Here is a 13,021-nt window from a genome sequence, read left to right as displayed (position 1 = left end):
TGGGTACCGATGTACGGACGTGGGTTCGATCCCCCTCGGACCCCTGTGACTGGAGTCACGAGCCCGGTCGGAATCCTCCACCCGCAAACGCCGTTGGAACGAGTGTCATGAGCGACTCTGTTGGACAGTATCTGAACGAGATCGGGATGGTGCCCCTCCTCACCGCCGAGGAGGAGCGCGAGCTCTCCCAGGTCATCGAGAAGGGCCGAGAGGCCCAGGAACGCCTGGATGCGGGTGAGAAGAAGACCCGCGAGGAGCGCCGGGCGATCGCCGACGCGGCGGCCGCCAAGGACCGCTTCATCCGGGCCAACCTGCGCCTCGTCGTCTCGATCGCGCGGCGCTACCCGCTGCCCCCCTCGATGGAGCTCCTGGACCTCATCCAGGAGGGCAACCTGGGCCTGGAGCACGCCGTCGACAAGTTCGACTGGCGCAAGGGCTTCAAGTTCTCGACCTACGCCACCTTCTGGATCCGCCAGGCCATCGGCCGGGCCCTCGACCAGAAGGCCAGCCTCGTGCGCCTGCCCGGCGACCGCTCGGCCAGCCTGCGGGCCGCCCTCCGGCACGCGTCCGGCGAGGGCACCGAGCTCGACGACGAGCACTCCCGCCTGCACCGCCTCACCACGCCGACGTCGCTCGACCGCACCGTCGGCGACGAGTCCGACGGCTCCGAGCTGGTCGACCTCCTGGCCGACAACAAGCCCGGCCCCGAGACCCTCACCCTCAAGGCCGCCGAGGACGAGTTCGTCACCGGCCTGCTCGACGTCCTCGAGCCCCGGGCCCGCTACGCCGTCGAGCAGCGCTTCGGCCTCAACGACGGTCGCACCCGCAGCTACCGCGAGGTCGGCGAGGAGCTCGGCGTCACGGCCGAGGCCGCCCGCCGCCTGGTGAAGCGGGCCGTGGGCACCGTCCGAGAAGAAGCCGGCACCCGCGGCGCAGCCTGACGCCCCGCTTCGGCAGGGCACCCTCGCCACCACGGCGAACGATCCACCCACCACCACAGACAGACGCCTCCCCGGCACCTCCCCCCCGCCGGGTTGCGCGATCTGCAGCGTTCGGACCGCTTCCCCCGGCGGTCCGATCTGCTTTTTGCCCACCCGTGAGGACGTGCGAGGCTTGCCGACGTGACCCAGTGGACCCCGACCTCCTGGCGGACCAAGCCCGCCGCGCAGCAGCCCGAGTGGCCCGACGAGGGCGCGCTCGAGGCCGTGCTCAAGGAGCTCGGCAGCTATCCCCCGCTGGTGTTCGCCGGCGAGGTCCGCGACCTCACCGCCCAGCTCGCCCAGGTGGCCGCCGGCGAGGCGTTCCTGCTCCAGGCCGGCGACTGCGCCGAGTCCTTCGACTCGTTCTCCGCCGACGCGATCCGGGACAAGCTCAAGGTCATCCTGCAGATGGCCGTCGTGCTCACGTACTCCTCGGGGGTGCCCACGGTGAAGGTGGGGCGCATCGCCGGCCAGTTCGCCAAGCCCCGCTCCAGCGCCACCGAGACCGTCGACGGCACCGAGCTGCCATCCTTCCGCGGCCACATCGTGAACGACGTCGGCTTCACCTCGGCCTCCCGCCAGGCCGACCCGGGCCGGCTCCTGCAGGCCTACCACCAGTCCAGCTCCACGCTGAACCTGCTGCGGGCCTTCACCAAGGGCGGCTTCGCCGACCTCGGCCAGGTCCACCAGTGGAACCAGGAGTTCGTCGCGTCGTCCCGCGAGGGCGAGCGCTACGAGGCCCTCGCCCACGACATCGACCGCACGCTGCGCTTCATGAAGGCCTGCGGCATCGACACCGTGGAGACCCCGTACCTCCACGAGGTCGACTTCTTCACCAGCCACGAGGCGCTGCTCCTCGGCTACGAGGAGGCCCTCACCCGACGGGACTCGCTGACCGACGACTGGTACGACTGCTCGGCCCACATGCTCTGGATCGGCGAGCGCACCCGCCAGCTCGACGGCGCCCACGTGGAGTTCCTCGCCGGCGTCCGCAACCCCATCGGCTGCAAGGTGGGCCCGACCGCCACCGCCGACGACGTCCGCGGGCTGTGCGAGGCGTTGAACCCGGACCGCATCCCCGGCCGGCTCACCCTCATCTCCCGCATGGGTGCCGACAACATCGCCGAGCTGCTCCCGCCGCTGCTCGAGGCCACCCGCGACGGCGAGCACCCCGTCGTGTGGGCCTGCGACCCCATGCACGGCAACACCTTCACCTCGGAGTCCGGGCGCAAGACCCGCCACTTCGAAGACGTCGTGCGGGAGGTGGCCGGCTTCTTCGCCGCCCACCGCGACGCCGGCACCTGGCCGGGCGGCATCCACGTCGAGCTCACCGGTGACGACGTCACCGAGTGCCTCGGCGGTGCCGAGGAGATCGGCGATGCCGACCTCGGCAACCGGTACGAGACGATGTGCGATCCGCGCCTGAACGGTCGGCAGTCGATCGACCTGGCGTTCCGGGTCGCCGAGCTGCTCCGGGGGTAGGTGTCGCCGGCGGAGGGGCACCCAGCAGACATCTGCGCGGATTCCACCGGACAATCGGGAATGTTGATCTGGTCGGTCGGGTTTGACACACTGCCGTCGTGCAATACCTGACCGAGGTGGTCAGGTTTCCCGGACACCCGAGGGGATCCCCCAACATGCAGCGTCACGAGATCGTGCTCGACCCCGAGCAGGCCGCCGACATCGCCAAGTTCGAGACCCAGCTGGCCGCCTACCTCGACGGCACGCTGCCCGAGGACGCCTTCCGGGTCTTCCGCCTCACCAACGGCGTCTACGGCCAGCGCCAGGGCGGCACGAACCAGATGGTCCGGGTCAAGATCCCCTACGGCAAGATCGGGCCGGCCCAGCTGGACATGATGGCTCACATCGCGGACACCTACAGCCGCGGCTGGGGTCACATCACCACGCGCCAGAACGTGCAGTTCCACTTCGTGCCGCTGGAGCGCATCCCCGACGTGATGCGCGACCTCGCCGTGGTCGGGATGACCAGCCGCGAGGCGTGCGGCGACACGAACCGCAACGTGCAGGGGTGCCACCTGGCCGGTGCCTGCCCCCACGAGGTGCTCGACATCTCGGCCTGGGCCCAGGCCACCCACGAGCACTTCCTGCGCAACCCGCTCGTGCAGCGCCTCCCCCGCAAGTTCAAGATCAACTTCTCCGGCTGCGCCACCGACTGCGGCCAGGCCATGTTCAACGACGTCGGCGTCATCGCCGTCACCCACCAGCACGAGGACGGCACCCTCGAGGCCGGCTTCCGGGTGTTCGTGGCCGGCGGCCTCGGCGCCAACCCCCACCCGGCCCTCGCCCTCGAGGAGTTCACCCCCCGGCACCGCCTCCTCGAGACGATCGAGGCGATCCTGCGGGTGTTCAACAACCACGGCTTCCGCGACAACAAGCTGCGGGCCCGCATGAAGTGGCTCGTCGACACCATGGGCTGGGAGGAGCTGCAGGGGCGCATCCTCAAGGAGCGCGCCTTCCTCGTGGCCTCCTCGTCGTGGCCGGGCGGCGTGCCCGAGCTGGTCGAGAAGCACGGCGACACGGCTGCCGGCGTCGCCGCCGGCACCGCCCCCACCCCCGTCGGCCAGGGCGTGAACGTCACGCTGCGTCGCCGTGGCGCCTACGAGGCCTGGGAGGACGCCAACGTCGTCCGGGGCAACGCCAAGGGCACCGTGTCGGTCTACGCCTGGTCCCGGCTCGGCGACGTCACCTCCGAGCAGTTCCGGGCCCTGGCCCAGATCCAGCGGGACCTCGACGCCGAGGTGCGCATCACCAACCGCCAGAACCTGGTGTACCGGGGCCTGTCCGAGGAGCAGCTGCCGATCCTCTACGACCGGCTCGCCGCCATCGGAATGGCCGAGCCCGGCGCCGAGCTGGCTCGCGACGTCGTGGCCTGCCCCGGCGCCGACACCTGCAACCTGGCCGTCACCCAGTCCCGCGGGCTGGCCAGCGCGATCGGCGAGGCCCTCGAGGAGGCCGGTCTGGCCGAGGTCGGCGGGGTGCGCACGAACATCTCGGGCTGCACCAACTCCTGCGGGCAGCACCACATCTCCGACATCGGGTTCCACGGCGTGGAGCGCCGGGCCAACGGCCGCTCCGCGCCCGGCTACCAGATGCTGCTCGGCGGCTACGTCGGCCAGGAGCAGATCCACTTCGGCGACAAGGCCCTCCGCCTGCCGGCCAAGAACGCCCCGGAGGCAGCCGTGCGCGTCGTGCGCCGCTTCGCCGCCGAGCGGGTGGCCGGCGAGGACTTCCGGGCGTGGATGGACCGCGCCGGCGGGGCCAAGGCCATCGCCGAGGAGCTCAAGGAGCTGGATGCGTTCCCGGACTACGAGGAGGCGCCGGACTTCTACGTCGACTACGGCGAGACCGGGCCCTACGTGAAGGAGATCGGCGAGTCCGAGTGCGCCACCTGAGCGCCGCCCCACCGCTCCCCCACCTGCCCACTCCGACCCGGAAGCCCCCTCCCGATGAGCGTCACCCTCCCGTTCCCCAGCCAGCGCCACTCCTTCACCGACGACGAGCTCGTCGAGGTCAACGCTGAGCTGGAGCACGCACCCGCGTCCAAGATCATCGCCTGGGCCGCCGACGCCTTCGGCCCCCACCTGTGCCTCACCGCGTCGATGAACGACGCCGTGCTGATCGACCTCGCCGTGAAGGTCGACCCGGCCATCGAGGTGGTCTTCATCGACACCGGCTACCACTTCCCCGAGACGCTGGCCACGGTGGAGACCGTGCGGCGCCGCTACGGATTGAACATGAAGATCATGACGGCGCCGGAGAACACCGAGCTGCTCTGGAAGACCGATCCGGACAACTGCTGCTCCGCGCTGAAGGTCCAGCAGCTCGACCGTGCCCTCGCCGGCAAGGCCGCGTGGATGAGCGGCATCCGCCGGGCCGAGGCCGACACCCGCGCCACGGCCCACGTGGTCGGCCGGGACCTGCGCGGGCTGGTCAAGGTCAACCCGATCGCCCAGTGGACCGACGCCGACGTGGAGGCCTACATCGACGCCCACGACGTGCCGTTCAACCCGCTGCTCACCCAGGGCTACGGCTCCATCGGCTGCATGCCCTGCACCGAGAAGGTCGCCCCGGGCGAGGACGCCCGCGCCGGGCGCTGGCGGGGGAAGACCAAGACGGAGTGCGGCCTGCACGGCTGAGTGTCGCCTTCGTCGACCTGGGTACGGTCTCGCCATGACCGACCACCGCACCGTCACGAGCGCCGACGGCCTGTCGCTGGCCGTCTGGGAGCGCGGCGATCCCACCGATCCCACGGTGGTGCTCGTCCACGGCTACCCCGACACCCACCACGTCTGGGACGGCGTGGCGGCCGAGCTCTCCGCCTCCCACCACGTCGTCACCTACGACGTGCGCGGGGCCGGCGCCTCCGAGGTCCCCCGGGACCGGGCCGGCTACGACCTGGCCCGCCTCAGCGAGGACCTGGTCGCCGTCGTCGACGCCACCTGCCCGGACGGTCCCGTCCACGTCGTCGGCCACGACTGGGGCTCGGTCCAGGCCTGGGAGCCGGTCTGCACGGCTGCGCTGGGCGATCGGCTGGCCACGTACACGTCCATGTCCGGGCCGAGCCTCGACCACGTCGGGCACTGGCTCCGGTCCCGGCGCGCCGGTGAGGGCGGCGGCCGACGGGAGCTGCTCCGCCAGGGGCTGCACTCGTGGTACGTGGCCTTCTTCCAGCTGCCCGGCATCGCCCCCTTCGGCTGGCGCCACGTCGCCGAGCGCCCGTTCCGGCGCTACCTGACCCGGGTCGAGGGACTCGGCCACCAGGCCCAGCCGGGACCGACCCTGCCCGAGGACGGCGCCAACGGCGTGGAGCTCTACCGCCGCAACGTGCGGCCCCGCCTGAGCCACCCCCAGGAGCGCCGCACGGATGTCCCGGTCCTGCTCATCGTGGCCACCCGCGACCGCTACGTGATGCCCGGCCTGCTCGACGACCTCGGCCGGCACTGCTCGGATCTCCGCCGCGTCGACGTGGACGCCGGCCACTGGCTTCCCGCCGCGCAGCCCGACGTGGTCGCCGCGCTCGTCGCCGAGCACGTCGCGCGGTAGGGAAATCCCGTGGATCGTGACCACGGAGTGGTCACGATCCACGGGATTTCCGTTCTCAGTTGCCGTTGACGGACCAGTGCCAGGGCTCGCTGGGCAGGTTGTAGAAGCCGTAGCGGGCGGCGTTGGCCCGGAGCCACTGGAAGGCCGGTGAGCTGCGGGACTTGATGGTGCTCCCGCCGTAGGTGAAGTCCACGGCGAGGCCGCGCTCGTGGTTCGAGGCGCCGGGCCGGGCGGTGGGTGGGCTGCAGGCGCTCGGCGACATCTGGTACACGGCGTAGTTGCTGGAGCCGCAGTTCTGGCGGCGCAGCTGGATCTGGCGCTGGGAGTCCCGGTAGCCCCAGCCGCTCAGGCTGATGCCGTCGGACTGGGCAGCCGACAGGAGGCCGGCCAGGTTGTCGGCGATGCTCTGGTGGATGCGGATGCCCCGCACCGACACGATGCTGCCCGAGCCGGTGATGCTGATGGTGACCGGGCCGCTGGATCGCTGGGCGGCGGCCGCCGCGGCTCGCTGCGCGGCGAGGCGCTTGGCGAGTGCGGCCTGCTCGGCGGCGAGCTGGGCGCCCAGCGCCTGGTCCTGCTGGTCGAGGACCGCGGCCTCGGCGAGCTGGCGGTCGAGGCGGGACTCGACCTCGGCGACGACCTTGGCCTGCTGGTCCCGGGCCACGGTGACCTCGTCCAGGCGGGCGTCGACGGCGGCCTGCTCCCGCTCGGCGGCAGCGGCCGCGTCCTCGGCTGCGGCCTGGGCGAGCTCGAGGTCCTCGCGGGCCCGGTCGAGCTGGTCGAGGGCGTCGAGCTGCGACGACGACTTGGCCTCGAGCAGGGACTGCTTCAGTTCGGCCTCGCCGATCGTCTCGGACTCCAGGGAGTCCACGAGGCTGGCCGAGGACGGGGGCCGGATGAAGGTTTCGACGGCGAGGTCCTTGACCGCTTCGTCGAGGGCGGCGATCTCGGCCTGCTTGGCCACGACCAGCTCGGTGGCCCGGGTCAGGGCGGCATCGGCCTCGGCCGAGCGGCGCTCGGCGTCGCGCAGGGCTGCGGTCTGGGTCGCAACGTTGCTGTTCAGGGCGCTCAGCGCCGCTTCGACCTGCGCGTTCGTGGCCCGGAGCGTGTCGATCTCGGACGCGACGGCTGCTCGCTTGCGCTGGACCTCGGCCCGTTCGGACGCGGTGTCGGCCCGGGCCTCGTCGGGCGCAGCGAGGGACATGGCGAACGAACCGGCCAGGAGGCCGAGCACGGCGAGGGCGGGACCGACGCGGCGTCGGAGGCGGAGGTGGTGGAGCATGCGGTGGGGTGGGTCCTGGTGGGGGTCAGGCGGTCGGGCCGTCGAGCGGTCCGGCGAGTGTTGCGAAAGCGTAACGGAACGCGACTGCACCGTCATACTTCGGCAACACCGTAGCCACCTCCTGCTCGGGTCCACGTGACCCTGCGCGAAAGAAGTGGCGAGCCCGTCGCCTACTCGAGGATGTCCACGAAGCGCTCGAGCTGGCGCAGGTTGCGCACCTCGTACACGCCGTCGCAGTACCCGGCGTACTCGCTGATGATCGAGTCGCCCGTGTCCCAGTAGGACTTCGGCTCCGGGTTCATCCAGTACACGTGGCGGGCCCGGTGCTGCATGTCCTTGACGACCCAGGACTGGGACGCGTGGTAGTTGTTCCGGGCGTCGCCGAGCAGCAGCACGGTGGTCTTGGGCCCCACGTCCTTGCCGTAGCGGCTCCAGAACACCTCGAATGCGTGCCCGTAGTCGGAGTGCCCGTCGACCCAGACCACGTCGGCCTCGGTGTTCACCCGGTGCACCGCCTCGGTGATGTCCTCGACGCCCTCGAACAGGTGGGTGACCTCGTCGATGCCGTCGATGAACACGAAGGCCCGGACCTTGGAGAACTGGCCCTGGATCGCGTACACGAGGTGCAGCGTGAAGCGGGCGAAGGAGGCCACCGACCCGGAGATGTCGGCCACGACGAAGATCTCGGGCTTCGACGGCCGGGGGTAGCGGAACTTCGGCTCGGCCGGCACGCCGCCGTAGGACAGCGAGTGGCGGATGGTGCTGCGGAAGTCGAGCGGGCCCTTGCGGCCGTGACGGCGCTTGCGGGCCAGGCGCACGGCCAGCTTGCGGGCGAGGGGCTGCAGCGCCTTGCGCAGCACCACCATCTCCTCGCGCGACGCGTGCATGAAGTCGATGTCCTCGGGCAGCGGCTTGCGCAGCGTGCGGGCCATGGCCTCGACGCCCCGGTCGGCCACCAGGCGTCGGCGGATCTCGGACTCGATCTCCTGCTTCAGCTTGTCGATGCGGGTCTCGTACTCGTCGCGCTCGAGGCGCTCCTCGAGCTGGCTCAGCGGCTCGGGGCTCTGCTGGCGGGCCTGCTCCATGAGCTGCTCGAGCAGGTTGTCGAGGTCGAGGTGCCGCAGCGTGCGGTACAGGTAGTAGGTGCCCCCGACGGGGCGGCCCGGCTCCATCCCGGCGAAGCGCTTCACCGACTGGCGGGCGACGGCGCGCATCATGCCGTTGTCACCCTGCTGGAGCGCCTTCATCAGCATCTGGGCGATCTCTTCAGGCGTCATGGCGTCCATGGCGCCACCGCCGCCCGACTGGTCCCCGTCCTCGCCCTGGTCGCCCTGGAGCTGCTCCATGAGCTCGTCGATGGCCTGGGCCAGGTCGCTGTCGGGGTCGAGCTCGTACTCCGGGCCCCGGTAGCTGAAGTACACCTCGAACACGGTCTCGAAGGCGCGCCAGTGGGCGTTGTTCTTCACCAGCGTGGCGGCGAGCGCGTACTTGAACGCCTCGCGGTCCTCGAGGGGGATGTGCTTGACCGCCTCCATGGCGTCCAGGTTCTCGGTGAGGCTGACCGGCAGGCCGGCCTCACGCAGCTCCTGGATGAACCCGGCCAGCAGCTCGCTGATCGCCTCGCCGGCGCCGAGCTCCAGCTCCGGGTCGGCGTCCGTCTGCGTCGGTGGTCGCGGCGTCACGTCCCCAGGGTAGCCCTGATACTTGACCGTTCGGTCAATGGATGCGTGCCGAGGCAGGTCGTGGCACGCGCCGTGCCAGACTCCGTCCTTGCGAACGTTGCTGGTCTCGGACCTCCACTACGACCTGCGCAAGCTCGACTGGGTCCTCGCCGAAGCGGCCGGTGTCGATCTGGTTGCCATCGCCGGGGATGTCCTCGACGTGGGGTCCGCGCTGCCCCTGGATGCGCAGATCGCGGTCGTGCTCGAGTACCTCACCCGCATGGCGGACCGGACGACCACCGTCGTGTGCTCGGGGAACCACGATCTCGATCACCGCACCGCCGAGGGCGAGAAGGCCACGGCGTGGATCACCGAGGCTCGAGGGGCCGGCGTCGTCGTCGACGGCGACTCGGTCGAGGTGGCCGACTGGCTCGTCACCGCGTGCCCCTGGTGGGAAGGGCCCCACAGCCTGGCCCGCATGGAGGCCGGCCTCGCCCTGGCAGAGGCGAGGCGAAGCGATCGCTGGCTGTGGGTGTACCACGGCCCACCGGAGGGGCCGCTCTCGTGGACCGGTTCCCGCCACTTCGGCGACCCCGAGCTCCCGCGCCTGCTGGACCGGCACCACCCCGACGTCGTGCTGTGCGGCCACATCCACCAAGCGCCCTACGTTGACGGCGGCGCCTGGTTCGAACAGCGCGAGGGCACCTGGCTGTTCAACAGCGGGTTCCAGACCGGCCCGATCCCCGCCCACGTGCTGCTCGACCTGTCCGCGGGTCGAGCCGAGTGGTGGTCGCTCCAGGGCCAGGGCACGATCGACCTCGGCGAGGCTCAGGCGTCGTAGTCGGCGTCGCGATCGGAGCCGGGTTCGATGTCGACCGCCGGGCGCGACGCGATCTTGCCCAGCACCGAGTCGAGGACGCCGAGGTGCCCCTCGGAACCGGCGTACTGCGACCGGACGTCGCCGAGGTAGGCGAGCAGGCGCTGGAGCCGCCCCGCCAGCTGGCGGGCCAGCTCCAGCCCGAGGCGGGGGTCGTCCCGGAAGAACGCCTCCGGGTCACCGATCACCCGCACGACCGTGTCGGCGGTGGCGACCACCGTCGCCGTCCGGGCGCCGCCCAGCAGCGCGCCGATCTCTCCGACGAACGCCCCCGGCACCGTGATCTGGGCCAGCTCGACGCCGTCGAGCTCCACCCGCAGGGCTCCCTCGACGAGGACCGCGACCGACCGCTCGTCGGCCGCGCCCTGCCCGAACAGGACCTCGCCGGCGCTCAGGTGCTGCGCCGGGAGGTCGCCGGTGAGGTCCAGGATGTCGGCGCGAGCGTCCAACGGCGCCGTCAGCTGCTCGGTGCCGCGACGGTGTCCTTGGCCATGTCGGACTTGGCGTCCTCGAGCTCCCGCAGCGCCTTGGTGATGTCGGACTGGTACTTGAGCAGGATGTTGATGGTGCTCCGGGCCGTCTCGGCGTCGATCTGGTTCACGCCCAGCAGCAGGAGGGTGCGGGCCCAGTCGAGGGTCTCGGAGACCGAGGGGCTCTTCTTCAGCTCGAGGTTGCGGATCGAGCGGACGATGCGGGCCACCTGGTCGGCGAGCGACTCGGTGATGTCGGGCACCTTCGTGAGCACGATCTCCTTCTCGCGCTCGAGGTCCGGGTAGTCGACGTGCAGGTAGAGGCAGCGCCGCTTCAGGGCCTCGGACAGCTCACGGGTGTTGTTGGAGGTGAGGAAGACCATCGGGATCTGCTTGGCCTCGATGGTGCCGAGCTCGGGGATCGAGACGGTGTAGTCCGACAGGATCTCGAGCAGGAGGGCCTCGGTCTCGACCTCGACGCGGTCGACCTCGTCGATCAGCAGGACGACGGGATCATCGGCGGTGATGGCCTCGAGCAGCGGGCGGGTGAGGAGGAAGTCGTCGGAGAAGATGTCCCCCGACAGGGCATCCCACTCGTCGCTGCCGGAGTCGTCCTGCTTGCCGGCGGCCTGGATGCGCAGCAGCTGCTTCTTGTAGTTCCACTCGTACAGCGCCTTGGACTCGTCCAGGCCCTCGTAGCACTGCAGGCGGATGAGCCGGGCACCCATCATCTCGGCGACCGACTTGGCCAGCTGCGTCTTGCCCGTACCGGCGGGGCCCTCGACGAGGATCGGCTTCTGGAGCCGGTCAGCCAGGTAGACGATGCCGGCGATGCCCTCGTCGGAGAGGTAGTCGACCTTCTTCAGGCCCTCTCGGACCTCGGGGACGGAATCGAAGCGCGGTTCGGCCATCTCCCGACCCTACCGGTCGTCTTGACCGGTCGGTCAACTATTGCGGGTCAGCGCTTCTTGCGACGGGTCTTCTTGGCCGCGGCCTTCAGCTTGGACTTGATGCTGGCGCCGACCGAGCGCAGCACGCCCGGGTCGGCCTCGTGGTTCTCGAGGATCAGGGTCCGCACGGTCGCGGCCTCGGTCGGGTCGAGCCCGAGCGCCACGGCTTCGCCGCGAGCGACGGCCTGCTGGGCCTCGCCGGGCAAGCCGTCGCCGGCGGCCTCGATGGCGTCGAGGGCGGCGTCGAGGAGGTCCTCATCGGCGTCGCCCGGGCGGTCGTCCACGAGATCGAGGAGCTCCTCGGCGGTGTCGCGCTCGAGGAACACCACGCGCTGGTCGGTGTCTGGCATGGTTCCTTTCGGTGCCCAGCGGGTGCGCCCGTCGCGCCCGCTGCTCCGCTGATGTGCCTACCCGCTCGGCGGGCCGGCCAGACGGATCAGCCCCGGATCTGACCGGTGCCGCGCACCACGAACTTCTCCGTGGTGAGCTGGCGCAGCCCCATCGGGCCGCGGGCGTGGAGCTTCTGGGTGGAGATGCCGATCTCGGCGCCGAAGCCGAACTCCTCGCCGTCGACGAAGCGGGTCGATGCGTTGACGACCACCGCCGCGGCATCGACCTCGGTGGTGAAGCGATCGGCGGCGGCGAGGTCGGTGGTGACGATGGCCTCGGAGTGGCCGGAGCCGTGCGAGGCGATGTGGTCGATCGCGGCGTCGATCGAGTCGACCACGGCCACGCCGAGCTTCAGGTCGAGGAACTCGGTGCCCCAGTCGTCCTCCGTGGCCGGCGCAGCCGACGGCAGGATCGAACAGGCGGCCGGATCGCCGACGAGCTCCACGCCCTCGAGCGCGGCGGCCGCCCGCGGCAGGAAGTCGGCGGCGACGTCGGCGTGCACGAGGAGCTTCTCGGCCGCGTTGCACACGCCGGGCCGCTGCGTCTTGGCGTTGACGATGACGTCCAAGGCGATCGAGAGGTCGGCGGCCGCGTCCACGTAGACGTGGCAGTTGCCGTCGCCGTCGATGACGAAGGGCACGGTGGCGTTGTCGAGGATGCTCTGGATGAGCGAGCGCCCGCCGCGCGGGATGAGGCAGTCGACCAGGCCGCGCAGCTGCATGAACTCGACCGCGGCCTCGCGGCTGACGTCCTCGACGAGGACGAGGGCGTCGGCGGGCAAGCCGGCCTTGTCGATGCCCTCCCGCAGCGCGGCGGCGATGGCGGTGTTCGACTCGATCGCCGCCGAGGAGCCACGCAGGAAGGCGGCGTTGCCCGACTTGAGGCACAGCCCGAACGCATCGCTCGTGACGTTGGGGCGGGACTCGTAGATGATGGCGACGACGCCGAGCGGCACCCGCACCCGGTTGATCCGCAGCCCGTTGGGCCGGGTCCAGCCCTCGGAGATCTCGCCGACCGGATCGGGCAGGGCCGCGACCTGGCGCAGGCCGCCGGCCATGGCCTCGATGCGGGCCGGGCTGAGGCGGAGCCGATCGAGCAGCGCCGGCGCCATGCCGCCCGCCTGCTCGCGCTCGACGTCGCGTGCGTTGGCCTCGAGGATCGCGTCGCTGCGGGCCACGAGCAGGTCGGCGGCGGCGAGCAGGGCGGCGTCCTTGGCGGCGGTGGACGCCGTGGCCAGGGTCCGCGACGCGGCCTTGGCGCGTGCGCCGAGCTGGGCCATCGGGGAGTCAGCGAGAGGTGCGGCCATGGCAGAAGTCTAAAGAGGCACGTCGCGACGGGGCAGACTCG

The 13,021-nt window shown here is 71.1% G+C and carries 12 protein-coding genes; 6 read left to right on the top strand and 6 right to left on the bottom strand.

Features of this window, described 5'->3' with window-relative positions:
* Positions 1-107: 107 nt before the first annotated feature.
* The 5 genes from RGQ06_RS14310 to RGQ06_RS14290 all read left to right on the top strand — a co-directional run bounded on the left by RGQ06_RS14310 (position 108) and on the right by RGQ06_RS14290 (position 6,044).
* A complete protein-coding gene (locus RGQ06_RS14310) occupies positions 108-941 on the top strand; it encodes a sigma-70 family RNA polymerase sigma factor (RefSeq protein ID WP_432430160.1) in 834 nt (277 codons plus the stop codon).
* A 180-nt stretch (positions 942-1,121) separates the two neighbouring features.
* On the top strand, positions 1,122-2,462 hold the full coding sequence (locus RGQ06_RS14305; protein ID WP_432430159.1) for a class II 3-deoxy-7-phosphoheptulonate synthase: 1,341 nt from the start codon (positions 1,122-1,124) through the stop codon (positions 2,460-2,462).
* 155 nt (positions 2,463-2,617) lie between these two features.
* Positions 2,618-4,393 carry a nitrite/sulfite reductase gene (locus RGQ06_RS14300; RefSeq protein ID WP_432430158.1) on the top strand — a complete coding sequence of 592 codons (1,776 nt, stop codon included), beginning with the start codon at positions 2,618-2,620 and terminating at the stop codon, positions 4,391-4,393.
* A 54-nt stretch (positions 4,394-4,447) separates the two neighbouring features.
* Positions 4,448-5,137, top strand: coding sequence for a phosphoadenylyl-sulfate reductase (locus RGQ06_RS14295; protein ID WP_432430157.1), 690 nt, complete (start codon positions 4,448-4,450; stop codon positions 5,135-5,137).
* A 34-nt stretch (positions 5,138-5,171) separates the two neighbouring features.
* Positions 5,172-6,044 (top strand): alpha/beta fold hydrolase, encoded by an 873-nt coding sequence (locus tag RGQ06_RS14290; protein ID WP_432430156.1) that lies wholly within the window; start codon positions 5,172-5,174, stop codon positions 6,042-6,044.
* A 55-nt stretch (positions 6,045-6,099) separates the two neighbouring features.
* Here the strand turns inward: RGQ06_RS14290 and RGQ06_RS14285 are convergent, their stop codons facing one another.
* The gene (locus RGQ06_RS14285; protein ID WP_432430155.1) at positions 6,100-7,326 is read right to left on the bottom strand and encodes a D-alanyl-D-alanine carboxypeptidase family protein; all 1,227 of its coding nucleotides are present in this window, start codon (positions 7,324-7,326) and stop codon (positions 6,100-6,102) included.
* 170 nt (positions 7,327-7,496) lie between these two features.
* Positions 7,497-9,008, bottom strand: a complete 1,512-nt coding sequence (locus RGQ06_RS14280) for a vWA domain-containing protein (protein WP_432430154.1) — start codon at positions 9,006-9,008, stop codon at positions 7,497-7,499.
* Positions 9,009-9,096: 88 nt separating this feature from the next.
* Here RGQ06_RS14280 and RGQ06_RS14275 point away from each other — a divergent pair, with 88 nt between their 5' ends.
* Positions 9,097-9,828, top strand: coding sequence for a metallophosphoesterase family protein (locus tag RGQ06_RS14275; RefSeq protein WP_432430153.1), 732 nt, complete (start codon positions 9,097-9,099; stop codon positions 9,826-9,828).
* Here the strand turns inward: RGQ06_RS14275 and RGQ06_RS14270 are convergent.
* From RGQ06_RS14270 to RGQ06_RS14255, 4 genes are all read right to left on the bottom strand, one after another.
* Positions 9,816-10,313 carry a Crp/Fnr family transcriptional regulator gene (locus tag RGQ06_RS14270; RefSeq protein WP_432430152.1) on the bottom strand — a complete coding sequence of 166 codons (498 nt, stop codon included), beginning with the start codon at positions 10,311-10,313 and terminating at the stop codon, positions 9,816-9,818. The two genes, RGQ06_RS14275 and RGQ06_RS14270, sit on opposite strands and share 13 nt — an antisense overlap.
* An 8-nt stretch (positions 10,314-10,321) precedes the next feature.
* Positions 10,322-11,245: an AAA family ATPase gene (locus RGQ06_RS14265; protein ID WP_432430151.1), complete on the bottom strand. Its 924-nt coding sequence runs from the start codon at positions 11,243-11,245 to the stop codon at positions 10,322-10,324.
* 47 nt (positions 11,246-11,292) lie between these two features.
* The gene (locus tag RGQ06_RS14260; RefSeq protein WP_432430150.1) at positions 11,293-11,634 is read right to left on the bottom strand and encodes a hypothetical protein; all 342 of its coding nucleotides are present in this window, start codon (positions 11,632-11,634) and stop codon (positions 11,293-11,295) included.
* Positions 11,635-11,720: 86 nt separating this feature from the next.
* Positions 11,721-12,980 carry a glutamate-5-semialdehyde dehydrogenase gene (locus RGQ06_RS14255; protein ID WP_432430149.1) on the bottom strand — a complete coding sequence of 420 codons (1,260 nt, stop codon included), beginning with the start codon at positions 12,978-12,980 and terminating at the stop codon, positions 11,721-11,723.
* Positions 12,981-13,021 lie beyond the last annotated feature (41 nt).

This window comes from Salinilacustrithrix flava, assembly GCF_041228405.1.
GTDB classification, from domain to species: Bacteria; Actinomycetota; Acidimicrobiia; order Acidimicrobiales; family Salinilacustritrichaceae; genus Salinilacustrithrix; species Salinilacustrithrix flava.
Note: the sequence above shows the minus strand (reverse complement) of the source record. Positions and strands in the feature narration are given on the sequence as shown.

Excerpts from the sequence above, each read along its gene's own strand:
- RGQ06_RS14260 (WP_432430150.1), bottom strand. The coding sequence starts at position 11,634 with ATGCCAGACACCGACCAGCGCGTGGTGTTCCTCGAGCGCGACACCGCC.
- RGQ06_RS14295 (WP_432430157.1), top strand. The coding sequence starts at position 4,448 with ATGAGCGTCACCCTCCCGTTCCCCAGCCAGCGCCACTCCTTCACCGAC.
- RGQ06_RS14310 (WP_432430160.1), top strand. The coding sequence starts at position 108 with ATGAGCGACTCTGTTGGACAGTATCTGAACGAGATCGGGATGGTGCCC.
- RGQ06_RS14300 (WP_432430158.1), top strand. The coding sequence starts at position 2,618 with ATGCAGCGTCACGAGATCGTGCTCGACCCCGAGCAGGCCGCCGACATC.
- RGQ06_RS14290 (WP_432430156.1), top strand. The coding sequence starts at position 5,172 with ATGACCGACCACCGCACCGTCACGAGCGCCGACGGCCTGTCGCTGGCC.
- RGQ06_RS14285 (WP_432430155.1), bottom strand. The coding sequence starts at position 7,326 with ATGCTCCACCACCTCCGCCTCCGACGCCGCGTCGGTCCCGCCCTCGCC.
- RGQ06_RS14265 (WP_432430151.1), bottom strand. The coding sequence starts at position 11,245 with ATGGCCGAACCGCGCTTCGATTCCGTCCCCGAGGTCCGAGAGGGCCTG.
- RGQ06_RS14255 (WP_432430149.1), bottom strand. The coding sequence starts at position 12,980 with ATGGCCGCACCTCTCGCTGACTCCCCGATGGCCCAGCTCGGCGCACGC.